Consider the following 22,605-nt stretch of genomic DNA (forward strand, 5'->3'; position numbering starts at 1 on the left):
TCACCGCCCCCGTGTGGTCCGGCTCGGGGCAGCAGCAGCCGGTGGAACGGTGGATGGCGCTGCGGCGGGAAGCGGGGCTGCGGTTGTGGACCGGCTGCGGGCGGCCCGGAGCTGCCGGGGCGGAGGCGACGCCGCTGCTGCCGCAGCGTAAAGGGAGTAGGAGGCGTCCCGGAGGGATGCGTCCGCCAGACCGAGCGCGTCACCTATCACCAGCGTGGCCGCTTCGCGCGCATCCATCGCGTCGGGCTGGTCGCGCATGCGCTCGGTTCGCTCCAGGAAGGAGAGCTGGTGGGCCACCGAGCCGAGCGCGGAGGCCACCTCCCCGGCGGGTTCTACAGCGGCGGCGAAGTCGCTGATGACCCTGGCCGTGTGGGCGTCCAGGTCCGGAGACACGGTGCGGATGAGGATCTCGTCGCCCAGGGCGGTGATCCTCTTGCCGAGTTCCGAGATCTGCTTGGCGACCGTCACGCTGTCCGGTCCGCGGTGAGGATCTCCGGGGAAGGGGAGCTTGCCGCGTAGGGCGTCGAAGTTCTCGGCTGCGGTGCGCAGGGCTCGGGCGTCGGATATGGGGGTGGTGTTCACGGTGAGTTCCAGTGGAGAGGGAGTGACGTGGAGGGAGGCTTCAGCTGGGGCCGAGGGACCGTGGTCGTACGGCGGCTGACCTGGGCGCACCTTGGGATAGTGCCGAGGGTGGCGAGGGAAGGCTCGGTGAGCTGCGGGCGAGGGCGGCCTGCACCTGGGCGGGGCGAGGCACGTTGTCCGAAGAAGCTGAGGTCTTCGGCGCCGGAGGCGGGTCGCCGGTCGCCAACTGCCAGCGGGTGCGCACCTCGTCGAGCGGACCGAGTACGTAGAGCGCGTGGTTGATCAGTGGCCCGGGGCCCAGGGCCTCGTCCTGAGCCAAGGCTCGGACGGCGCGCGCGGAAGCGGCTGCGGTGCGGGTCACGGAGGACCGCATGACCCGTTCACCCAGCCATTCCGCGCTGCCGGGGCCTACGCCGTCGCAGATCGCGGTGAGCTGCTCGCCCGACATCGTGCCGTCCGCCAGGAGGCCCCGCCGCTGGGCCTCCCAGAGCAGGGTGATCCGGTCGATGGGCTCGCCCCGGTGGTGCAGGGCACCGAGACACCGGTAGAGCCGCCCGTGGCCCGGGTCGGCGAAGTCCCCCGGCCGCAACCAGCCCACCACCTCCTCCATGCCCTTCGGCTGCTCGGCGAGGACGGCGAGCAGGAAACGCTCGTCCTCGGCAACTTGGTCGGCCTGAACCGTCGGCGTGGTCGGAACGGTGGTCGGCGGGGCAGGCGGCGCGACCGGACGCGGTTCGGTACCCCAGCGCCGCGCGAGATCGGTGAGCACCCCGGCCAGGACATCCGCCGACCGCAGCGCACCCTCGACCTCTCCCCGCAGGACGTCGACCCGAGCCGCCTGGTGGAGACGGATCGCGTGCTCGGCAACGGTCCGGTGGATCGCCCCCTCCAGCACCATGCGGCCGTACACCGGTGCATGCTCGGGACGCGGGCAGGCCGAGACCAGAGTGTGGGCGTACACCGCGGTCAGCCCTCGGACGTGACGGTCGGCCTCGACGACGGAGTCGGTCACCCACGACAGCGGCACCGGTCCATCAGCCGCTGCCGCCGGGTGACCGTCGTGTCGGAGCTTCCGCAGCGCGGTGAACAAGGCCCGGTGAACCGGACGGTCGAAGTGATCGGGCGCGAGCCAGTCCAGGTGCGCGAGCTGGTTCGGGTCGAGCAGTACCGAGCCGAGGACTGCCTGCTCCGCCCGCAACAGCGGGTTCATCGTCGCCCTCGGCTACGAGAAGCCAGCGGATCGCCCTGCGCGGTGCGCAGAACGGCGACCGACTGGTCGGCGGCGGCCATCAACGCGGCGAAGCGGTCCAGCTCGCCGGTGAAGGCCGGATCGGTAGCGATGACCGAACCCGAACCGAAGACTAGGCACCACTTGCCGTCACGCCGTACGGCTGGCGACCCGGCGAGCCGTCCGGAGCGAGGCACGGAGAAGGGCACGGAGGAGGAGTTACTGCGCGGGGACACGATGGGACTCCTGAACGCGGAGAGGTGGGGGGCGCCCGACTGCCTGGACGAGGGCGCCGGATCGGCAGGGAACAGCGGTCCGGCTTGCTGTTCTCCGGGGTGGCGTCTGCGACGGCGTCGAAGACGTCGACCGTCGCCCCGACCGCTCGTGGACAGTGCCCCGGTCGATCGGTGCCTGATCCAGAGGCCGCCGACTGCGATGCAGAAGCGCCTCGGGGACGGGGGCGATCATGCCGACAGCTCGAAGTCGTCGTGGCCGATGGTCTTGGCGAGGGCTCGCTCGGTGATCGCCTTCGTGGCACGGGCGGAGGCCGGCCCGATGACCTTGGCGGAGGGCTCCTTGTACCAGGGCTTGAGGTTGAGCATGGCGACCCGGATCCCGGTGGCCAGCAGCAGCACCTTGCCCTTCGGGAGGGCGCGGATCGCGTCGGGCGGCAGGATCCGCTCGGTACGCATGCTCACCGAGGTGGACTTGCCACCCTCGCTGGTCGACACCGAGGTGGTCTGGACATCGTGGTCACCTACCTGCCGACTGAGACGGTCGGCGAAGTCGGCGTCATCAATGCCCGAACCGATGATCTTGACGGTGGCGGCGGAGTACAAGGCGTCCATACCGGCCTCGCCCCAACACCGCTGGCCCTGCCGATAACTCTGCAAGATCGTCATCGGGATCACGCCCCGGCTGCCCAAGTGGCTGTAGAGATCGGGGAGATCGGAGATGCGGCAGACGTTCGCGGCCTCGTCGAGCACGCACAGTGCAGGCGGGTCGAGTCGCCCGCCGGAGCGCTCGGCGACGATGACCGCCGCGCGCATGACGGCGTCGGCCGCCGCCGCGATGATCGCGCTCGCGCTGCCGCCGCCGTCCTTGCTGAGGAGGTACAGCGTGTCGCGAGACGTGGCGAAGGCGAAGGGCTTGAACTCGGGGAGGTCCTTGTTCGGGGTGACCCAGGCGGCGACGTCGGGGTCGAGCAGGCAGCTCGCGTACTGCCTCGCGGTCTCAAAGATGCCATCGCGGGTTTCGGTTGCGCCGGAGACGGTGCCCTGGAGCTGGGCGGCGACCGCGTCGTGGCCGGCGTCGGTGAGCAGGTCCACCGGGGTGCGGTCGGCCGGGGTGGCGAGCCAGGCCAGGACGTCGGTGATCGGCCGCCGGTGGCTGGCGGCGGCCAGGAACAGTGCGCCGAGGGTGTTGCTCGCGGCGGTGGACCAGAAGTCGGAGCCCGACGACTCGTCCACGCTCGCGGAGACGAAGTGCCCGGCCAAGCGTTTCGCCCCGGCCAGGTCGCGGGCGTCGGCCAGGATGTCCCACCACATCTCGCGTGGGTGGTGCGCGATCTGCTGCGGATCGAGGGTCCAGACCGTGCCGACCTCGGCGCGGGCGTCCACCGTCGCGGTGAAGGCGTCGTTCGCGGCCTTGTTGCTGGTGAGCAGGACCGGGCCGGGAGCCGAGAGAATCGCGGGGATCGCCAGTCCGGACGTCTTCCCGCTGCGCGGAGCCATGATCGCGACGATCACGTCCTCCCAGGAAGCCCGGACCTCGGCACGACCGGGGTCGAGGGTGCCGAGCAGGATGCCGCGGTCGGCGGGCGCGACCTCTTTTACGCTCCCGGTCGCTGAGGGAGGGCCGGAGGCTCTTCGCCTTCGCGGTGCTCTCCTTGTCCAGCAGCGGTGCCAGCTCGCCCTTCCGGGCGAGGCCGGTCCTGGAGCCGGAGGGCCAGCGCATCCACAGCACGAGGCCGGTGGTGGCCAGGGCCAGAGTGATCAGGCCGGGGACGAGGCGCACGCCGACCAGCAGCGCTGTGGTGTTCAGGGTCGGCCACAGCATCTCGGGGTGCAGCAGGGCGTCCGTCGCGCGGAACGGGGTCCACGGCCCTTTGCCGACAAGGGAGTTGGTGACGTTGCCGGTCAGCCAGGCGAGGGAGCCGAAGGATATGGCGGCGCCGAGGACGCCGAAGAGGAGATAGAGGAGCGCGTCCGACCCGGTGGTGGTCGAGGGCGCACTGGTACGTGGGGGCACGGCGGTTCCTTGAGGGTGCGAGCGGGCGACGGCGGGGCGCGCTCGGCTCTCGTGTCGTTCGCGGGTCTGCTCCTTGACGGCCGGAGGGGAATGTTTCAGCGCTGGTGGCTGGCAGGCCGTGCCATGGGCGGGGGCGGCGTGGCGGGCGCCGGGGCACTGGTCTCGACGTCGGCCAGGACGACCTGAGTCACAGTCGGGGGCCTGGCGCGCGCGGCGGGAGGCTGGCCGCGCTGGGCTGCGTCGATCGAGAGTCGGGAGACGCGGAGACCTGAGCCTTGGCCGCTGCAGGCGAAGCGGCGACGGCGGCGCCTCGGAATTGGGGGAGCCATCGAGAGCGCGTCTGCGCCTGGTCCGAGGGCTGTTGCGGATGGCCGAGGCCGAGCAACTCGTCGTCCGAATCTACGAGTTCCGACATCGCCGAGTGGACGAAGTCCTCGGCGAAGCCGAACCGGTCGGCGAGCTGGAACGCCTCATCGTCGAGATCGGTGATCTGCTCGCCTGCCGCCTCCAGCGCCTCCCGGATGCGCTCCAGCGCGCCGTGCTCGGGATCAAGGAGGTGGTCGAGAGCCTGCTTCAGGTCGGCGCCGGTCTCGGCAGACCTGATCTGTTCGGTGAGCCGGAGGAGTTCCGCTCCGGCGGCGTAGGGCCCGAGCGGATTCGCCGAGGTGAACGCCTTGGTGGTGTCCAGGGCAGGGGTGAGGTCGACACCGTAGCGAGCGGCGCGGAGCATCTCGGCAGCGTGGGTGGCGATGGCCGCCCGGTCATCGGTCGGGGTAGTGGTGGGGAGGCGGTGACGTCGGCCGTACCAGTCGTCGATCTGCTGGAAGCCGGCGTGCTTGAGGAGCGTGGCGGACAGGTCGTCGCTGGCGCCCTTGGCCGAGACGCTGCCGCTGGGCTCGGCGGTGATGGTGATGGAGGGAGAAGGCATGCGGGGCTCCTGGGTGCGGGGCGTCGATTGCGGAGCGATGGGCAGGTGGCCCAACTCGGCGGCGAGAAGATGGCACTCGGATTGCAGACGGAAGGCGTCGCGATAGCCGTTGTGGAGGCTTCCGTCCTCGCGAGCGATGGTGGCCACGACGTGCACCTGCCGTGGCCGGTTACGTACGGCGATCCACCGACAGGCATCCGGATCACCTTCCGGAGCGATCCCGGTGACGTCCACCAATCGCCGGGCGACAGCGGCCCACTGCGAGTCGGTGAGGTCCAGCTGCCGAGGATCGGAGCGAACCGAGCAGATCCACGTCGGCTGCGCGGGTACACGAGTACCGAGCCGTTCGACGGGTGCGTCGAGGGCGTGCGCCAAGTAGGGCAGCGAGCTGGGCTCGGCCAGCAGTTCGATCGGGGCTCCGTGACCTTCGCCCGCGATCAGCCGAGGGCTGACGTGGTCGCCACGTTCGCCGGGACCGTACAGGTACGAGAGCAGCCCCACGGTGTTGCTGGCACGCTGCAGGTGAGCGATCACGGCGTCTACCTCGAAGGAGTAGTGGACACGAGCCGGGCGTTCGGGCCGTCAGACGAAGAGGATCCGCAGAAACCGCGATTTGGACCGGCCGGAGTTCGCTGGTAGATGCCGCCGCCTATCTCTAGGCATCGGGGCCACGTGAGGCGACACGTTCGAGTGCGCCCGGCTGCCGCTGGTACGTGGCGAGGAGCGGTGGCGGGGGCGTCAGAAGTGAGGGTTCTCCGTCGGCCGGTCGGCCTCGGTGGCGGCCTGGAGCAGCTCGGCGAGGTCTCCGGGCTCGGAGGAGCGCTGGTCGATCCACCAACCGGCGCGAGTGACGAGGCGCGCGGCCTCCTCGATCGCCTCCCACTCCCTCTCATCGGTTTCCCCTTCGAGTACCAGGGCGGTGTAGGCAGCGGCGAGGACCTGGTGACGACAGCGCACGCCCCAGGCGACGGCCCGCTCGGTCCCCTCCAGCGGAGGCATCCGGTACTGCTCCGACCAGGCTTCCGACTCGGCCTGCTCTTTGGCTCGCTTGGCCTCCAGCCAGGCCGCCTTGTCCTGCTCGTCCCCTTCCTTAGCGGTCCGCCAGCAGTCCGTGCACTCCTGCTTGGCGAGCCATTCGGCGAAGCCCGCGCGGCGATCGGCCGCCCGGCCGGACAGGTCGCGCGCGGTGTGGTGGCCGCACGAGTGGGTGATGGGCCAGATGGTCTTCACGGCCATGAGAACTGCTCCTTATGGAAGGTGAGTTAGCGATTTCGGGAGAACGCGATGCGCGGGTCGACGGGGCGACCCGAAGCTCCGGAGGCAGCGGCGGCGGGAGTCGGCGCCTTGTCCCGGAGGCCCGAGCGCGCTGGGCTCGCTGCGAGCGCGGCGGCGTTGCGAGATTTGTTGGGCGTGGCACCCTGACCGGGGAGGAGGCGCTCGGCGCTCGTGGGCGCGGGAGCGCGGCGCGGCGCCGCGTCGTGGGCGAGGCGGGGATGAACAGCGACCTGGAGACCGGACCGCTGCATCGCCACCGTGGCGCTGGCGACCTTCTGCACGGACTCGGTGCGGTCGGCGGTGACGGGCAGCGTGTAGATGTCCAGATTCGGGTCCAGCCGCCAGCCGTGCTCCTCCAGGATGAGCTGGCCGCCGAGCGCCGAGGAGTGGTCGCTGGTGGCCGCAACGATGCCGAGCTGCGGATGCTCGGCGAACGCCACCTCGGGATCTGTGCGCGGGGCCCGGTCACGGGTGGAATTCGCACGGGAGGCCAGCGAGGGGTCGTACGCGGCGTCCACGTCGACCCGGTAGCCGGCCTCGCGCAGCAGCGCGACTGCCCGGGAGGTACGCCCCGGTCCGTCACGCTGTTGATCAGCCAGTGCGTACAGCGTCGGCTGGTCCGGTACGGAGTGGAAGTCGAACCGAGCCAACATCCATGCGGTGGAGACGAGTTGCTTCGGGTTCGCGGCGACGATGCCGTGGTCAGGGTGGTGACCGAAGGCGACATCGGGAAGTGATTGGTAATGGGTGGGCATGGCTGATCCATCCGGTGTGGGCGTGCAGGGCAGGGGCCAGGTCCGGGATGGTTCTGGTGGTACGAGGCACGGAGGACTCCGAGAAGAGGGGGGGGGGGCGATCAGCGACCGGGGGCGGACGAGGGGCGGGGCGGAGGTACGGGACGAACGCCCGCCGCCGTGGCAGGGAGCGCCGAGGAGGCACGGCGCTGCGCAGCCGTCGGCGAGGGCGCGAGAGCAGCACGTACCCGTGGTGGCGCAGGCGTCGACGCAGCGGCCTGGTTCTCGGGGACCCGGTTCTTCCTGGGGTGCACGGCATGGCGGTCGGCCAGATCGCCGCGTATCGCGCGCAGCTCGATCGCGTAGGAGTCGAGGCTCTCAGCGATGGTACGCAGACGCTGTGCGTACCGGTGATCGGCCGGTTCGCCGAACCCTTCCCACCACTCGGCCGTCGTGTCGAGGATCTCCACGACCCGCTGAAGAACGCCGTCGCCCGGGGCGGTCACTTCGCTCAGGTTGGCGACCATGTCGCGCGTATGCGTCGACGCCTCGATGTGTTTGGCCAGAAACCCGAGGCGGTCGCCGAGGCTCGTCTCCGGGATCCAGGGGGGAGGCATGTTGTGTTCCAGCAGGTCAGGGTCGCACGAGACATCGAAGCCGTCGGTCTGCAGCATGTCGAAGGCCCGGGTCACCACCAGCCGCTGCTCCTCCGGGTCGGTCATGGCCGAGGGCAGCCGGTGGTAGTGCTCACCGCCGAACTCGACGGCGGGGACAAAGCCTGCGCGGTGGAGAACTGCGTCGGAGGCGACGCCGTGAGCGAACCGTTTCGGCTCTGTTCGTGGAGGTACGCCGAGCTGATCCAGACGGGTGTCGACGGCGGCCAGCAACCTTGTGACGTCGCCGCGGTGCCGGGCGTGCGGGCCGACCGGCTCCGAGTCGTAGATCACTTCGTAGGCTGCTGGCTCATCGCTGCGGTGGCGGGTGACGAGCCAGCTCTCGGGATACCCGGGTGGGTGCTCGCTGGACGGTTCCTGCGGCGGCGAGATGATCACGTCGCTGCAGTCTGGAAGCGAGGCGTGGACGAAGTAGTCGCTGAGGCCGTACTCGACGGTGCAGACCAGGCCGCGTTGCCGAAGGGGGGAGGTGAGGTGCCCGTACCCGCGTTCGTGCTCCGGGGTGCTGTCCGGCGCCCGTGAGGCAGCGGGCCCGCTTGTACGCGCGGTGATACGCGCGCCCTCCCGTTGGAGGGTAACCAGGGGCTGATCGGGGGGCATCGATGGTCTCCGTGGCCGAGCGCCCCATGGTCGACGACGCGGGTCAACGTGAGGGGCGCGTGTATGGGTACCGGTGTTATGAGGATCCGGGGATCGGCAGGTTTGGCCGAGCCGGAATGCGGTGGTAGTGGCGTCAGCGGGACCGATGGGGAGGCGTCGGCGACGCCGGAGGCACAGGGGGCGGGGTTGATGGAGCTGTGCTGGTGCCGGAGGCGGATCGTTTGAGAGCCACCCGCGCCCGCTCGGTCTGCGAGGGCTGCTCGGGTTCCGGCCGAGCGGTCACGTATTCAGCGGCCCGCACCAGCGCCGGACCGTGGAGCGACAGCTCGTGCGCGTCGTGCCAGCCCTCGGCGTTGCGGATTTCCTGGGCCCGGCTCTCGTAGAGCGCCCGGGTGCCGGGGAGGGAGCCGTCCATGATCGTCATGACGTCGTCCCACTCGCGCTGGATCTGTCCGGCTCGTTTCAGGGCGGCATCGATGCTGCTCAGGCGCCGGAGATCCTCGCTGATCGGCCCCCCGAGGTAATCGGCACCGGTGGCTGCGGCGCGGACCCCGGCCAATACCTCGGGGCCGTGAGCGAGGAAGACCTCGACGTGTTTCCACGCCTGGGCGTCGCGTACGACCTTGCCGTCCGCGTAGCCCTTCTCGTCCACCGGCCAACCGTCGTGGTCGCAGAAGTAGTCCGAGACGGCGTCCCAGGCGTCCTCTGCCTGCTTGATTCCGGCAGAAGCGGAGGCCAGTGCCGGGACGTGTTGCCGCCACGCCATGTGGTCGTTGCCTGCCGGTGACTGATCTTCGTTGGGTGAGGGAGAGCTGGACGAAGTGGGCACGTTAAGTCCTTGGTTCCGGTGGCGGCGCCACCGCGAATGCGGCAGCGAAGGGGGTTGGCGGCGGGTGGACGCCGACGGGTTCCTCTGCGGGCCGGCGGAACCGCGTCCGAACGCGAGCTTCGGCACGGCGGCCCGGTGGTGAGCTGGGATGGGCCGCCCTTTCCAGTCGTCCGGCGGTTCGCCGACCCTGAGAATCGCCGCCGGGGTGCAGCCCGCCTCGGGAAGGGGGCGATCCGTGGAGGTCAGCAAATCGACTGCGGCCAGCAGCGGTTGAGCTATCCCGACATGCGTGCGTCAGTGTCGAAGAGTTCGCGTTCGGAAGGGTGGAGGAGATGTTGGGTGACGAAGCTCCGTCCGGCGACCTTCCACAGGCCCCTGCCCTTGGTAAGGGAGGAGACGGCCTGGGTCTCAACTCCGGTCAGCCCCAACAGCGATGCCGCTGCCGCCAGTTGATCGCTCTCCTGCCGGTAGATGATGCGTGTGCTGCAGTCCGCGAGGAGCCCCTCGGCCAGTACCCGGCCGCGCGATCCGGCGTCGCCCGCGCTGAGCAGGTCGGAAAGCCTGTGGATGACCAGCAAGTTCGCGATGCCGAGCCCTCGGCTGAGCTTCCACTGGCTCTGCATCCGTTCCAGCAGCGCGATGTGCTTCAGGACGCGCCATCCTTCGTCGTAGATCACCCAGCGTCGTCCGCCGGCAGGGTCTGCGAGAGCGGACTCCATCCATGCGCTGGCGCAGGTCATCGCCAGCACCAGGCCGGTGTCGTCGCCTGAGTTACCGAGCCGGGAGAGGTCGATCGAGAGCATCGGCGTCGTCGGGTCGAAGGCGACGGTCGAGGGGGCGTCGAACATCCCACTGAGGTCGCCGTGCACGAGCCGACGCAGGGCGTGGGCAAGGTCCTGAGCTGCGTGACCCATCCCGTCGGCGGGGCTGCCGAAGCCGCGGCCGAGGCGGTCCGGCGAGCCCATGACATCGGCGATGTCGCCGAGGAGCGGCACCGTGCCGCGGACCTTGGCCTCGGCGACGACCAGGTCCAGGCCGAGGTCGAGAGCCGTGTGCTCCATCGGCAGCAGATCGCGGTTCAGCACGGTGCGGGCAAGACTGGCCAGCAGCGCGAGACGCCGTTTGCGTACTTCGGCGGACCAGTCCTCTTCGGTCACCGACGCGGGCCGCGCCGAGGCATCCAGAGGATTAAGACGTCCGGGGAGCCCCGGTCCCAGGGCGATGGTGTGGCCGCCGAGAGCCTGCGCCACGTTCGACCATTCACCCTTCGGGTCGCTGGGCACATAGATCTTGTACCCGTGGGCGACGGCCCGCGTCGCGATCGACTTCGCCAGCGCCGACTTCCCCATGCCGATGATTCCCGCGAGCACGGCGTTGGGGTTGGTGAAGCCCTCGATCCGCCCGCTGTTGTACAGGGCGAAAGGGTCGTAGCAGAAGGCGGCCTCCGCGTGCACGTCCCTGCCGATGAAGATCCCGGACGAGCCGAGACCGCCCTCGGCCAAGAACGGGTAAGCGCCGCTGACCGTGGCTGTCGTCATCCGGTGAGCGGGCAGACGCAGCTTGCTGCCGCGCGCCGAGGCAGGGCCTGGTCGCCCCGACGCCGGGTAGACCGGTCGCAGCTCCGGGTCGAGGGCTGCCTCCTTGCGGTGCTTGGGCGGTGCCCCGGCCAGCTGAGCCTGGCGGCGGGCGGCGGCGAAACCGGCACGGGCCGCGCGCTGTTGGGCGCGGGATGCCTTGCGAGGGACGAACAGATGGGAGGCGCTGGCGCGGGTCCTAGGCATGAACGTTTCTCCAGAGGGTGAGTGGTCAGTGGCGGATCAGGCCGGTGAACGGCGCGCGCAGGTCAGCGGGGGTGGACTGGCGCCGTACCAGGCGGGCGGTGCGCTGGTGGCGCTGGCAGATGGTGAGTTCCGGAGCGCCTTCGGGCAGGCCGGGCCGGCACGCCTCCCGTGCGGGAAGGTCGCCGGAGCCGGGCCGGGGGGAAGCGTGGTAGGCGCTGTGGATGTGGTCGGCGGCCTGCCAGATGCGGGTGCGGGCACCGTGGAGGTGGTCGCCTTCGACCGGTACGAGGGGACCGGTGCGTGAGGTGTGCGCGTCGAGCAGCCCGTGCAGGGAGACGAGGTGGGCGTGCAGGGCGTCCAGCTCGTCCCGGGACGCGACGAGCGGGCCGGCGGGGAGGTTGAGCGCTCGGTGGAAGTCGAGCGCGGCGGTCGCGAAGGGTACGAAGTCCTGCGCGGGCGGTGCAGGGTTACGGGACATGAGGGTGCTCTTTCCGGACGCGGGGAGGCGCGGGCGTCAGGCCGTGAGCGCGAGCGGCATCGCAGCAGCGGTGAAGGCGCTGGCCTGCTGCCAGGTGAGCGGACGCAGGTCGAGTCCGGCACCGACCGCCGCGGTTTCCACCGCCGCGCAGTCGGTACGCAGCTCCTCTTCGGAGTCGGCGGAGACGGTCAGCAGACCCGTCAGGGCCACATCCGCATGACCGGCGATGAGCTGACGCTCACGCGCCTGGATGTCCTGGTACTCGATCGCGTCCGCCTCGGATTCCACCTGGCCACGCCGGGCGCGCTCGGCGGCGTCCGCGACCACGCTCGCCTTCTTGCGCTGGATATCGCGCAGGGCGGCGTCCACGCTCACCGGCTCGTAGGCGAGCGAGAGAGTGCGGCGAACGCCTGCGGTGAACAGGAGCTGGTGGAGGAATCCGGCTCCGACGGCGGTGCGGGGCCAGTTCTCCACCCAGTAGGTGGAGTGGAACGCGGAGTCGGAGACGATGTGGTCGCCCTTCTCCACGACCACGACGGGGCCTGCGGCAGCGGGCTCGGCCTCGGGCCGGCCGGAGGCGGACCAGCGGTCCAGCGCGGGCAGGGCCTTGGGGTCGTACGCCGTGCGCACGACGGCCGCTATCTCGCGAGCAGTGAGCCAGCCGGTGGGGTTGAGACCGGCGGTTCGCGCGGCCTGTTCGAAGGTCGACGTCAGCTGGGCCAGAACGCTGAAGCTGCCGGTGAGGCCGCCGCCCGCCCGGTTGATCAGCCGCTGCGCGGCCTTGGCGTCCAGGCTGATGGCGACGTACGCCTCGTGCGGCGCGGCGGCGGGGCCCGCGCTCTGGATCAGCTCGGTGTAGATCGCGCCCGCGAGCGGGGTGTCGGGCCGGCCGTGCTCCTCCCAGTACCGGCGAAGGGCGTCCCCGCTGTCGGGGACCGTACGCTCGACGACCTGGATGCGGGCGACGTGCCCGGTACGGGCGAGCGCGGCGAGCGCCCGGCCCCACCCGGCGACGTTCGCGTTCTGCGTGCCGGGGTCGAGGAGCGCGTAGGCGCGGGAGGAGACCTTGACGACGGCGGTCAGCGAACCGGTGTGGGGATCGTGCACGGCGCCGTACCGCCGGTCGGGCGCGGTGACCACACGCAGGCTGGCGGAGGTGCCCGGCAGATTGAGGTGCCCCTCGCGTACGGGACGTCGGGAGGGGCGGGCGAGCCAGATCAACTGGCCCCGCATCCGGCGCAGCGCGTACCGGAGGACGATCGGAGTCCAGTCGGCCAGGGACCGACCGCGCTTGCGGACGAACACGAGCAGAGCGATGGCGCTCCACAACGGGATGAGCTGGAGCGCGCCGACGACGCCACGGGTCATGATCACGGCGAGCAACAGCAGCCCGGTGAGCCCGGCGACGATGAGCTGGGGGACGGTCAGGCCGAGCAGCACGCCTCGGCGACTGCGGTGCGGGAACTTGACGGTGGCCGAGGCGGTTTCGGCCTGGGATCGGGCAGACATGGCGGGTCCAGACAGTGGGTGCGAGTGCGGCAGGGCGGAGGGCGCGGCGCTCTTCTGGAGGACATGGCAGGGCTCCTTCGGTGGTGATCGGGGGAGGCGGGGGCGGACTGCTGGGTGGCAGCCCGCCCCCGTACTCGTGGCGGGTCAGGATCCGGACGGCGGACGGGTCGGGAAGACCCAGTTCGTCTCGGACCCGGTGGGCGATGGACCGGCGCCGGTCGGGGGCGGAGACCCGGGGCCGCCCGGGGACGCCGAGCCGACGCGGGGCATGCTCCCGCCCGGAATCGGGACCGCAGCGGGCTGGGCTGCTGAGCCGTCCTCGCCATCGGCGGCTTCCGTGCCGCCGGGCCGGTTGATCAGCGGAGGGATGCCGGGCCGCTGGATGAGGGCCCGTCCCTTGTCACCGGAGGCGTCCGGGTCTTCGCCGTACCGGAAGTTCGTCCGTGCCTTCGGTGGTCCGGAGTCGATGCCCTCCTTGCTCAGATTCCCGCCGGTGGGGCTGATGCCAGAGGTGACACCGTCGCTCCCCGCGCCGGGAACCTCGCTGGGCCCCTGCGGGGCGGGAGTGCCGGTGCCAGCCTGCATCGCGAGGGTGCCGGCCGTCTTCGCGGCGCCTGCGGCAACCGCCACTCCGGCGACGCCGGTGCGGTGCAGATCGTCGTTGCCGCCGCCGTCGCTGGCCCAGTGAATGAACTTGTACGTCGCGTAGGGGCAGAGCAACACCAAGATCATGACGACGAGTCCGGCCAGTGCGTCGGAGAGCGCGGCCATGCCGTCCTGCGAGTCGGCCTTGCCCATCGCCGAAACGCCGATGAGGAAGACCACGGTCATCAAGAGCTTTGACACGACGAGCGTTGCGGTGGCCTCGATCCAGCCGCGACGCCAGCGCTTCGCCACCTCCCAGCCGCCGCCCGCCCCGGCGAAGACCGCCAGGGAGACCAGGATCAGCACGCCGACCTTCCGCGCGACCATCACGCACCAGTACATGAACGCACCGATGGCACAGCCGAACGCCACCAGGGACGGGACGCCCCAGCCCAGGCCGTACATCGCTCCGTGTTGCTGCACGTTGATGATGCGGCGGATCGCGTCGTCCACCGAGGTGTTCGCGGCTTGGAACAGACCGTCGGACAACACGTCGACGACCGTGATCGCGACGGACGTGAAGGCTACGGCGCAGAAACTGAACAGGACACCGGTCATCGTGCCGACCGCAGCCTGCGCCAGCGCGCGCTCGTCCCGCCTCCAGGCGGCGGACACCAAGGCGATGCAGAAGAAGCCGACGGTAAGCGCGAGGCCGATCGGAAGCAATAGCTCGTAGTTGGTCCTGAACCACTGCGCGTTGAGGTCGATCGCGGTGGTCGAGTTCACGGCGTCGGCGGCGAGATCCGCCGCGCTCGCCGCGAGTTCACCCGCGGACTTCGCGATCCACGCCCCGATGCCGTCGGTGACGGCCCCGGCCGGGTTGCTGGCGAAATCGACCGCGCCGCAGACCTTGTCCATCAGCGGAAAGTCGCAGACTCCCATGGCGATACCTCCTTTCTGAGGGTGGGGTCAGGGCGCGACGGCCGGCAGAACACCGGCCAGCGTGCAGGGAGAGGAGGGGCGGCACTGGACCGCGAGGGTGGTGACGCGGCTCTCCGCGCCTCCGGCCGGGGAGCCCTTCCACGCGATCGACTGCTTGCCGGAGACCGTCACGGCGTACAGGTAGGTCTGCGTGATCGCTCCGGGATCGTCCTGGAGAGCCCGGGTAAACGAGTCGGGGAAGTGCCCCTCGTTCACAACCCCCTTGGCGCGCTGACCGTTGTCCGCCATCTGTTTCCAGAGCGCGGGCGACGGGACGAGCTTGGCGACCGAGGCGGTGTCGACGTACTTCTTCTCTCCGGTCATCCACCCGCGCAGCGCGGACAGCAGCGCCTGCTGGGAGTAGGCCCGGGTGTCGTATGACCACAGCGCCGTTGCCGCCGCCTTCCCGTAGGCGATCGGGTCGTGCGTCTTCGGCGGGCGAGGCAGAGCCCGGTGATCCTCCTGCGGAGGCGGCGATGCCGACGGCGCCGCGCTGGAAGGACGCGGTGTCGCCGAACTGCTGTGTGGTGCGGGCGTGGAGGGGCCCCTGGCGTCGCGTGTGAGGAAGGCGAGCAGGCCGGCGAGGGCGACGAGCACCACCAGGACGGCGGTGCCGAGCAGCGCCCGGCGGCGCACGCGAGATGCGCCGCCGGGGTTGGAGAAGTGGGCAGGCATCAGCGGACCTGCGTTCCCAACGTGCTGAAGAAGGCGACGATCCCATTCGCCGCCCCCAACAGGAGGGCCGCTCCAGAGCTGACCAGCACGCCCTTCTTCCCGTTCGCCTCCGCCTGGTGTCCACCGCTGTGATGGCCCCAGGCCCAGACGCCCGCACTGACGGCGAGCGCGCCGACGATGGCCACGAGCCCGAACAAGTTGATGGAGCCCATCACCTGCTTGAGGACGGAAAGGCCGGGAAGTCCGCCCTCGTTCGGCTTGATGCCGGGGTCGTAGGCGAGCTGAATGACCTTGTCGGCCAGATACATAGCGAACTCCAGTTCGATTTAGTGCACGCCGAAGCCCGAGAGGTGGAGCGACGACGCGAGAGGAGAAGAAGAGGGGAGGGAGAGGCCGGGTCAGACGACGCGGCGGGCCGCGAGGATCTGCGGCTTCCAGGAGGCGAGGGTCGTGATGCGCACGACGTCACCGGTCTTCGGCGCGTGCACGATCAGCCCGTGGCCAATCGCCATGCCGACGTGCTCCGGCGTGGCGGCGGACCCCTCGGTGAACAGGAGGTCCCCCGCCCGTACGGAGCCGACCGCTACCGGCTTGCCTTCCTTGACCTGCGTGTAGGTCGTCCGCGTGAGCGAGACCCCGGCGGCCTTGTAGGCGCCCTGCATCAAGGACGAGCAGTCGCACCGGCCCATCGGGTCCTTGCCGTGCGAGTCGGCGCAGCTCCCACCCCACTGGTACGGGGTGTCGAGCTGGCCCAGAGCCCAGCGGATCGCCGTCTGGACCTTGGCCGGAGCGTCCGCCGGGATCTGGTACTCGTCGGGTACCGATCCGGGCGGGATGGTGCCGAAGTCGCTCCCGTCCGAACCGGTCGTACAGCCCCCCGCAGCGGCCGGAACTCCTCCGGGGCCGGAGGGAGCGGACGACGTGTCGTCGCCTTTCGTGAGCAGAGGCTCGATCGCGCGCTGCAGAGCGGTCGCCAGCGGCTCCCACTTCGCGTACGCCTCGGGGTAACCGCTCAGCTGCACCGCCTGGGCGGCCTGGGTCACGGACAGGGATTCCCAGCCCGAGACCTTCTTGAGCCCCTCGTAGAAAGCGGTGCTCGCGTGGACCGGGTCGAGGACCTCGGTCGCCGAGCCCCAGCCCTGGGACGGGCGCTGCTGGAAAAGCCCCAACGAGTCACGGTCGCCGTAGTTCAAGTTCCGCAGGCCGCTCTCCTGCAGAGCGGTGGCCAGGGCAACGACCTGCCCCCGGGGAGGGACGTTCATCGCGACGCCGGTGGCCTGGATGGTCTTGGCGTGGGGGATCTGCTCGGCGGGCGCGTCCAGACCCGGCACGGACACCGAGTCCTTTTCGCCCCCGTCCAGAATCGCCTTCACCTGCTTGGCGACGGCCGCACTGTCCACCGACTGCTCACCGCCGACGGGGCAGGTTGCCGCCGATGCGTTGCTGGCGGCGTAGCCGAGAAGCGGGAGGGCCAGCAGAGATCCGGTGGCGCAGAGACCGGCGACGGCTCCCAGGGCCTTCTTCATCGCGACCGCCGGTCAGCAGCGGGGCGGGGTACGCCGAACGACGTGGGCGTGGAGGGGTGCGGGCGTATCAGGGCATGCTGCATCGCAGCGGCTCCTCGTGTTCGTAGGAGGCGCGGTGCCGACTTCTCGTGCAAAGCCGTCGGCACCGCGCCGATGTGCGTCCGCCTCTCAGGGCGGGCCCAGGTCAGGGGAGTTGGTAGCTCCCGGACACCGGTCTCCGGTCAAGCGCGGCAGCCAGCCGCGCTCGTAATCTCAGGCGGTACACCTGGCCTCCTGACAGCGAGTGGAACGAGAGGGGAAGCGTGCCGCGCCGGGATGCTCGATAGGACGAGACAACACGGATAAGCACAGGTCAGCAGGGGTGAAGCGAGGCTTCGTCCCGGTGACACGGCGAGACAGTAGACCGGGAATCCGGCCGCACCAAACGCCTCCCGGACCCGGGGCCGCAGCACGGCACACCTCGTTAGGCCCGGCCGGAGATCACGGCTAACCTCCGGCACAACCCCGCCCGAGATGCGCGCCGTTGAGCATGGTCCGGAGCGGGAACAGCCCCGTCATGCCCTGAAAGAGGCCCTCCACATGAGCTACACCCTGCACCGAGGCGACGCCCTCACCGTGATGAAGACCCTCCCGGACGAGAGCGTCGACGCCGTCATCACCGACCCCCCGTACAACAGCGGCGGCCGAACCAGCTCCGAGCGCACCGGTCGTACGGCGCGAGCGAAGTACGTCACCAGCAACTCGGCGCACGACCTCGCCACCTTCCCCGGCGAGAACCGTGATCAGCGCTCGTACCGCTCCTGGCTGACCGAGCTGCTGACCGAGGCATACCGGGCATCGACCGAGCACGCGGTCGCCGTCGTCTTCTCGGACTGGCGCCAGGAACCGACGACGTCCGACGCCCTCCAGATGGCGGGGTGGACCTGGAGCGGAACGATCCCGTGGATCAAGCCCGCCAGCCGGCCCCGCAAGGGCGGGTTCAAGCAGTCCGCCGAATTCATCACCTGGGGCGTCAAGGGCAGCCTGGCCAAGGGCCGGGACCTGTACCTGCCCGGCCACTTCATCGCTTCCCAGCCCCGCAAGGGCAGGGTGCACATCACCCAAAAGCCGGTCGAGGTCATGCAGCAGCTCGTACAGATCTGCCGCGAAGGCGGAACGGTGCTCGACCCGTTCACCGGCAGCGGCTCCACGGGCGTCGCGGCCCTGCGCGAAGGCCGCCGCTTCGTGGGCGTCGAACTGTCCTCCCACTACGCCGACGTGGCCGAACAGCGGCTCCGCGCAGAGCTGACGCAGGACGACGTTGCCCTGGCCGGACCGGAGGCATGATCATGAGAGGCGAGAGAGCCCGGGGCCAACGGGCCGCAGACGCCGAAGGGCGGCTGGAGCATCGAGAACAGATGCTCCAGCCGCCCTTCTCGTTACGTCAGGCCGCCTCGAACGCCTTCCGGATCAACGGCGTTGCCTTCTCCAGGTCGCCCGCCGACGCGAGGCGCAACTCCACGTCCCCGGTGCCCAGGTGCCCGATGCCGCGCATGTCCCGGGAGAAGCCCTCCTCCAGCACGACCGAGCCCGGGTCGAGTCTGAGGTACACCAGGATCGCCTCGTGCCTCGGACGGAACAGCACCGATGCCACGTTCACCAGCCGCCGGTAGGCGATGTAGTGCCGCAGGGCTGCCACCTCGACCTCGCCCCATGCCGTTAGGGCGTCGTCCAACTCCGTGTACAGGTCCCGCAGGCACTCCGGGACGAGGCCGGCACTTCCCGGCGCTGGACCGGCTGGCACCGTCGGCGCGCTGACGACTGCGGCGTCCCGCTCCCGGTGCCGCCGGGACGCAGCGGGGTTCGGGGAGCCGGGCGAGGAGTCGACGAGCAGCAGGCTCAGCAGGCCGCCGTCGAAGACGCGGTAGCTCACCAGGTCGATCCGCTCGGGCAGTCGCTGCACGGCCACGCGATCGTGATGGGAGAAGCCAGCCGCGATGCAGACCATCCGCGGTCGACGCCAGTCGATCGACTCGGCGGCCTCCGCGCCCAGCACCCTCCGGACGAGCGCCTCGAACTCGTGGTGCGCCGAGTCCAGCCAGGACAGGTAGGAGACGGCCTGCGACAGCACCCCGCTGTCGGAGCCCTTCTTGAACTCGATCACTACCGGGGCACCGTTCTCGTCCAGCCCCAGGGTGTCGATCCGCCCCCGGTGCCACGGACCTGTCGGGTACTCCGATGCCAGGAACCGGATGCCGAGCATCTGCTCCAGGCCGGCTTCGACCCGCCGCTGCAGCTCCACCTCCAGCGCCACCGTCGATCCGGACAGTTCGACGTCCCGCCCATCGGCGCCTTGCCGGAACAACATCAGCTCGGCCACCAGTGCTCCCTCCCGCGATCACTACAGAAGGAGCAATCAGAACTACCTTGCGGGTATTCCGGCTCTGGCCGAGAGCGGTTGCCCGGCGAGCAGAATGCGGCGGCTACTTGGCAGGACTATGGGCGTCGGGGCGTACATTGTCGACCATCTTTCGGACGGCACTGGAGAGGCGGCCGTGGGTACGGTCTCCGGTCCGATCGGTGCTCTCAGCTGTGGCCCCTGTCGGCCCATACCGCGACCACGGACGGACGCGGGATGGACCCCGGCCCGTCGGGCCAGATCGAGGCGGGCTTCTCCGCCGTGGCGCCGTCGGATTCGCCGGGGTGCTGGGCGGCGATGAGTATGCGGTCCTCGGTGATGATCGGCCCGCAGGTCTCCGCAGCTGTGGGGACGGTCAGGAACTGCTTGACGTGGCCTCGGTGCGGCCCCGTGACCGGGACGGCGAAAAGGCCGTCGTTGGCACCGAGGGCGGCACCGTCGGTGGCGAGCCAGAGGGTGCCGTGTTCGTCGAACGCGATGTTGTCGGGGCAGGAGATCTGACTGACCTGGCTCTTGTCGAAGCCAGCGAAGTAGGTGGCGGGATCCTTGGGGTCGCCGCATACGAGCATGAGGCGCCAGGAGAAGTCCGTCGCGGCCGCGTCTGCGCGGCGTTCGTCGAGTTCGAGGATGTGGCCGTGCTTGTTGCCGTTGCGTGGGTTGGCCTCGTCGGGGCCGGTCTTGCCGACGGCTCCTCGGTCCTTGTTGTTGGTGAGCGCGACATAGAGGCGGCCGGTGTGAGGATGGGGCTCGACATCTTCGGGGCGGTCCATCTTGGTGTCGGCGGCCAGGCGGGTGAAGACGTAGACCTCGTCGGCGGCCATGCCTTCTACGTGAGAGGTGTTGCCGGTGACGAGCGAGATCCAGGTGCCTGAGCCCGCGAAGTCGCCGTCCTCGGGGAGAGCGCCGGAGCCGTCGATCTCGGCGATCGGGCTGTCCCCGGTGAACTTGGCGACATAGAGGGTGCCTTCGTCGAGGAGGCGGAGGTTGTGCTCTCGGGCGGCCCGGCTCTTGCCCTTCACCCCCGCTCGCCGCACCAGCGCCACCACCCGCACCATCGCGCTCGTGGCGATGGGTGCCGTCACCACTGCGGCCCTGGCCGTCACCCCAGGACCGTACGCGCTACTCGTCGCCTTCTCGGTCGCAGCGGACGGTCCGTGGCAACCTCACCCTTCTCCAAGCCGCTGCTATCACCGATCGCTTGGGCACCACCCACTACGGCCGCCTCTCCGGGCTCCTCGCCACGCCCACCACCACGGCCGCCGCCATTGCCCCCTTCGCTGGAGCCGTCGCCGCCGCACCGCTCGGAGGCTATCCCCAGCTCTTCATCGCTCTCGCCGCCGTCTCAACAGCTGCCTGCATCACCGCTCTCAAGACAGCACCCGTCAAGCTCGGAAGCAGCCGAAGCTGAACACGACGCAGCTTGAGCATGCGTGCACTGACGCACGCACTCCACGCCAGGAGGTGCCTCAGGGCACCGGGTACGACGGCGGGCGGCCAGGTCGCCGCCGGGAGCGGGGTATCGGCAGGGACACCCCAGGGACTTTTCAGGGACTTTCACGTCTGTCCCAGGGAGTTCTCAGGGATTTTCCGCTGTGTAAGCAGGGAAGGCCCTGACAGCGCTGAAAGATAGAAACACCCTGGTCAGGGCCTACATGCCTAGCACTCGATGATGTTCACCGCGAGCCCGCCGGGCCGTCTCCTTGTACTTGACGATCATGGGTGCGGGTGTCTTAGACCGTGTCCTATGTGGTGAGGTGAGCGAGTCGTTTGTAGCAGCAGAGCGCTGCGGCGAGGCCGAGAAAGGCCAGGTAGTTGCGGGGATGGCGTTCGTAGCGGTGGTTGAGTCTGCGGTAGCCGGTCAGCCAGGACATGGTCCGCTCGATGACCCATCTGCGGCGTCCTAAGCGTTCGCTGGACTCGACTCCCTTGCGGGCGATGCGCACGCCGATGTGCTTGCCCCATAACCATTTCCGCAGGTGAGGGACGTCGTAGGCTTTGTCCGCGTGGAGACGCTGGGGCTTGAAGTACCGGCCGCGGTGGGGGTCGTGTCTCGTTCGGTGACCGGTGATCATGGGCTTCAGCACGAGGCTGTCGTGGGTGTTGGCCGCGGAGAGGCCGACGAGTAGGGGCAGTCCGTTCGCGTCCGACAGGACGTGCATCTTGGAACCCGGCTTGCCCCGGTCCACGGGGCTCGGACCTGTGAGTTCGCCCCCTTTTTAGCCCTGACGTGGGCGGAGTCGAGCACGGCCCGGGACAGGTCGAGCAGGCCGGCGTCGTCCAGGCGGTGCAGGATCTCTTCGTGGAGCCGGCCCCAGACGCCGGCTCGTGACCAGATCAGGAACCTGCGGTGGGCCGTCGACTTCGATATCCCGAAGCACGGCGGCAGCGCCCGCCATGCGCATCCGCTGACCAGGACGTAGATGATCGCAGCGAACAGCGTCTCATCAGGCGTGTCCTGCGTCCCGCCGCCCTGCGGCCGCACCTTCGACGGCGGGATCAGCGGCTCCGCGATCTCCCACAGCCCGTCCGGAACAATCCAACTCCACGTACCCCGCCCCATGATGAGCCCAACGAGCCAGCACCACATAGGACACGGTCTTAGAGGATGTCTCACGTGGCTGGTGGCTGATGCGGCATGATGCTGGGCTGTGAGTGTTGATCTGTCGCGTCGGCTCGTGCCCGACGGCTTGTGGGAGCTGGCAGCTCCGTTGCTGCCGAGGTTCAAGTCCCGCCCGCAGGGCGGTGGTACGGCCCCGGTCGATGAGCGGGCGGTGTTCACTGCGGTGGTGTACGTGCTGACCAGCGGATGCGCCTGGCGGCATCTGCCCCCGACGTTCCATACCTCACCGGCGACGGCGCATCGCCGGTTCACGGTGTGGACCGAGGCGGGAGTGGGGCGCCGGCTGCACCGGGTGGTACTGGACGAACTCGGGGCCCAGGGTGAACTGGACTGGACGTCGGCGATCATCGACGCGGCATCCGTCCGCGCGAAAAGGGGGGATCTCTGACCGGGCCGAACCCGGTTGATCGCGGCAAGAAGGGCAGCAAACTGCATGTCCTGTCCGACGCCCAGGGCCTCCCGTTGGTCGTTGCCGTGTCGGGAGCGAACCTGCACGACAGCCAGGCTTTCAAGCCGCTGATTCTCGGCATACCCGCCGTCCGGTCCCGACGCGGACCACGTCGGCGGAAGCCCGTGAAGATCCGCGCGGACAAGGCATATCACTCCGCCGAACACCGCAAGTGGCTCCGCGGCCGGAACCTCGTCCCACGGATCGCCCGCCCCGGCATCGAGTCCGGCGAACGCCTCGGCCGTCACCGATGGAAGATCGAGCGGTCGATCTCCTGGCTCTTCGGCTACCGCCGCCTCACCGTCCGATACGAACGAAAAGGCAGTTACTTCCTCGCCTTCCTGGGCCTCGCCGCGGCTCTCACCTGCTACAAGAAACTGGCGAAGCTCACCACGTGAGACGTCCTTTTAGACCGTGTCCTATGTGGGGGTTGGCTCGTTGAGCTCGTCATGGGGCGGGGTACGTGGAGTTGGATTGTTCCGGACGGGCTGTGGGAGATCGCGG

19 protein-coding genes and 3 pseudogenes are annotated in these 22,605 nt (G+C 69.8%); 3 read left to right on the forward strand and 19 right to left on the reverse strand.

Translation table 11 applies throughout. From position 1 onward, the window contains the following. The 16 genes and pseudogenes from AB0F29_RS37490 to AB0F29_RS37565 form a co-directional block, all read right to left on the reverse strand. A complete protein-coding gene (locus tag AB0F29_RS37490; protein ID WP_361882238.1) occupies window positions 1-582 on the reverse strand; it encodes a hypothetical protein in 582 nt (193 codons plus the stop codon). Window positions 583-622: 40 nt separating this feature from the next. Continuing rightward, a complete protein-coding gene (locus AB0F29_RS37495) occupies window positions 623-1,792 on the reverse strand; it encodes a DnaB-like helicase N-terminal domain-containing protein (RefSeq protein WP_361882242.1) in 1,170 nt (389 codons plus the stop codon). Beyond that, complete coding sequence (locus AB0F29_RS37500) at window positions 1,789-2,046, reverse strand: hypothetical protein (RefSeq protein WP_361882245.1); 258 nt, start codon at window positions 2,044-2,046, stop codon at window positions 1,789-1,791. Before AB0F29_RS37500 ends, AB0F29_RS37495 begins: the two co-directional genes overlap by 4 nt. A gap of 228 nt (window positions 2,047-2,274) precedes the next feature. Next, window positions 2,275-4,060, reverse strand: a pseudogene (locus AB0F29_RS37505) (TraM recognition domain-containing protein). Between the two features lie 187 nt (window positions 4,061-4,247). After that, entirely contained in the window at window positions 4,248-5,522 is a 1,275-nt protein-coding gene (locus tag AB0F29_RS37510; RefSeq protein WP_361882248.1) for a hypothetical protein, read from the reverse strand. Between the two features lie 204 nt (window positions 5,523-5,726). Then, a complete protein-coding gene (locus AB0F29_RS37515; protein WP_361882251.1) occupies window positions 5,727-6,224 on the reverse strand; it encodes a hypothetical protein in 498 nt (165 codons plus the stop codon). A 26-nt stretch (window positions 6,225-6,250) separates the two neighbouring features. Continuing rightward, on the reverse strand, window positions 6,251-7,018 hold the full coding sequence (locus AB0F29_RS37520) for a hypothetical protein (RefSeq protein ID WP_361882254.1): 768 nt from the start codon (window positions 7,016-7,018) through the stop codon (window positions 6,251-6,253). Window positions 7,019-7,119: 101 nt separating this feature from the next. Next, entirely contained in the window at window positions 7,120-8,271 is a 1,152-nt protein-coding gene (locus tag AB0F29_RS37525; RefSeq protein ID WP_361882257.1) for a hypothetical protein, read from the reverse strand. Between the two features lie 133 nt (window positions 8,272-8,404). Next, window positions 8,405-9,037, reverse strand: coding sequence for a hypothetical protein (locus tag AB0F29_RS37530; RefSeq protein WP_339154642.1), 633 nt, complete (start codon window positions 9,035-9,037; stop codon window positions 8,405-8,407). A 338-nt stretch (window positions 9,038-9,375) separates the two neighbouring features. Beyond that, window positions 9,376-10,881, reverse strand: coding sequence for an ATP-binding protein (locus AB0F29_RS37535; protein WP_361882260.1), 1,506 nt, complete (start codon window positions 10,879-10,881; stop codon window positions 9,376-9,378). A gap of 25 nt (window positions 10,882-10,906) precedes the next feature. After that, on the reverse strand, window positions 10,907-11,359 hold the full coding sequence (locus tag AB0F29_RS37540) for a DUF6238 family protein (RefSeq protein WP_361882262.1): 453 nt from the start codon (window positions 11,357-11,359) through the stop codon (window positions 10,907-10,909). Window positions 11,360-11,395: 36 nt separating this feature from the next. Next, window positions 11,396-12,868: an SCO6880 family protein gene (locus AB0F29_RS37545; RefSeq protein ID WP_361882265.1), complete on the reverse strand. Its 1,473-nt coding sequence runs from the start codon at window positions 12,866-12,868 to the stop codon at window positions 11,396-11,398. A gap of 144 nt (window positions 12,869-13,012) precedes the next feature. Beyond that, a complete protein-coding gene (locus tag AB0F29_RS37550) occupies window positions 13,013-14,395 on the reverse strand; it encodes an ATP-binding protein (protein ID WP_361882268.1) in 1,383 nt (460 codons plus the stop codon). A 27-nt stretch (window positions 14,396-14,422) separates the two neighbouring features. Next, window positions 14,423-15,109, reverse strand: a complete 687-nt coding sequence (locus tag AB0F29_RS37555; protein WP_361882270.1) for a hypothetical protein — start codon at window positions 15,107-15,109, stop codon at window positions 14,423-14,425. Further along, complete coding sequence (locus AB0F29_RS37560) at window positions 15,109-15,417, reverse strand: DUF6112 family protein (RefSeq protein WP_030578070.1); 309 nt, start codon at window positions 15,415-15,417, stop codon at window positions 15,109-15,111. The genes AB0F29_RS37555 and AB0F29_RS37560 overlap by 1 nt, the downstream gene beginning before the upstream one ends. 90 nt (window positions 15,418-15,507) lie before the next feature. Beyond that, window positions 15,508-16,635, reverse strand: coding sequence for a C40 family peptidase (locus AB0F29_RS37565; RefSeq protein ID WP_361882273.1), 1,128 nt, complete (start codon window positions 16,633-16,635; stop codon window positions 15,508-15,510). A gap of 579 nt (window positions 16,636-17,214) precedes the next feature. On the opposite strand from AB0F29_RS37565, the gene AB0F29_RS37570 reads away from it, so the two are divergent. Beyond that, on the forward strand, window positions 17,215-17,961 hold the full coding sequence (locus AB0F29_RS37570; protein ID WP_148901785.1) for a DNA methyltransferase: 747 nt from the start codon (window positions 17,215-17,217) through the stop codon (window positions 17,959-17,961). A 97-nt stretch (window positions 17,962-18,058) separates the two neighbouring features. On the opposite strand, the gene AB0F29_RS37575 is transcribed toward AB0F29_RS37570, so the two are convergent. Both AB0F29_RS37575 and AB0F29_RS37580 read right to left on the reverse strand, forming a co-directional pair. Continuing rightward, a complete protein-coding gene (locus AB0F29_RS37575; RefSeq protein WP_361882276.1) occupies window positions 18,059-18,994 on the reverse strand; it encodes a DUF5655 domain-containing protein in 936 nt (311 codons plus the stop codon). A 206-nt stretch (window positions 18,995-19,200) separates the two neighbouring features. Then, window positions 19,201-20,049: pseudogene (locus tag AB0F29_RS37580) on the reverse strand (alkaline phosphatase PhoX); the annotation flags it as partial. A gap of 7 nt (window positions 20,050-20,056) precedes the next feature. On the opposite strand from AB0F29_RS37580, the pseudogene AB0F29_RS37585 reads away from it, so the two are divergent. Beyond that, window positions 20,057-20,441, forward strand: a pseudogene (locus tag AB0F29_RS37585) (MFS transporter); the annotation flags it as partial. A 334-nt stretch (window positions 20,442-20,775) separates the two neighbouring features. Here AB0F29_RS37585 and AB0F29_RS37590 read toward each other — a convergent pair. After that, window positions 20,776-21,593 (reverse strand): IS5 family transposase gene (locus AB0F29_RS37590; RefSeq protein WP_361882279.1). Its coding sequence is split into 2 segments (ribosomal slippage): window positions 20,776-21,251 and window positions 21,251-21,593, totalling 819 coding nucleotides; the frame shifts between segments, so codons are not numbered across the junction. 100 nt (window positions 21,594-21,693) lie between these two features. Here AB0F29_RS37590 and AB0F29_RS37595 point away from each other — a divergent pair. Beyond that, window positions 21,694-22,499, forward strand: a protein-coding gene (locus AB0F29_RS37595) for an IS5 family transposase (RefSeq protein ID WP_361882286.1) whose coding sequence is annotated in 2 segments (ribosomal slippage) — window positions 21,694-22,024 and window positions 22,024-22,499 — 807 coding nt in all. Because the reading frame shifts where the segments join, the coding sequence is not laid out codon by codon here. The last annotated feature ends 106 nt before the right edge of the window (window positions 22,500-22,605 follow it).

The organism is Streptomyces sp. NPDC026589 (assembly GCF_040638385.1).
Lineage (GTDB): Bacteria > Actinomycetota > Actinomycetes > Streptomycetales > Streptomycetaceae > Streptomyces.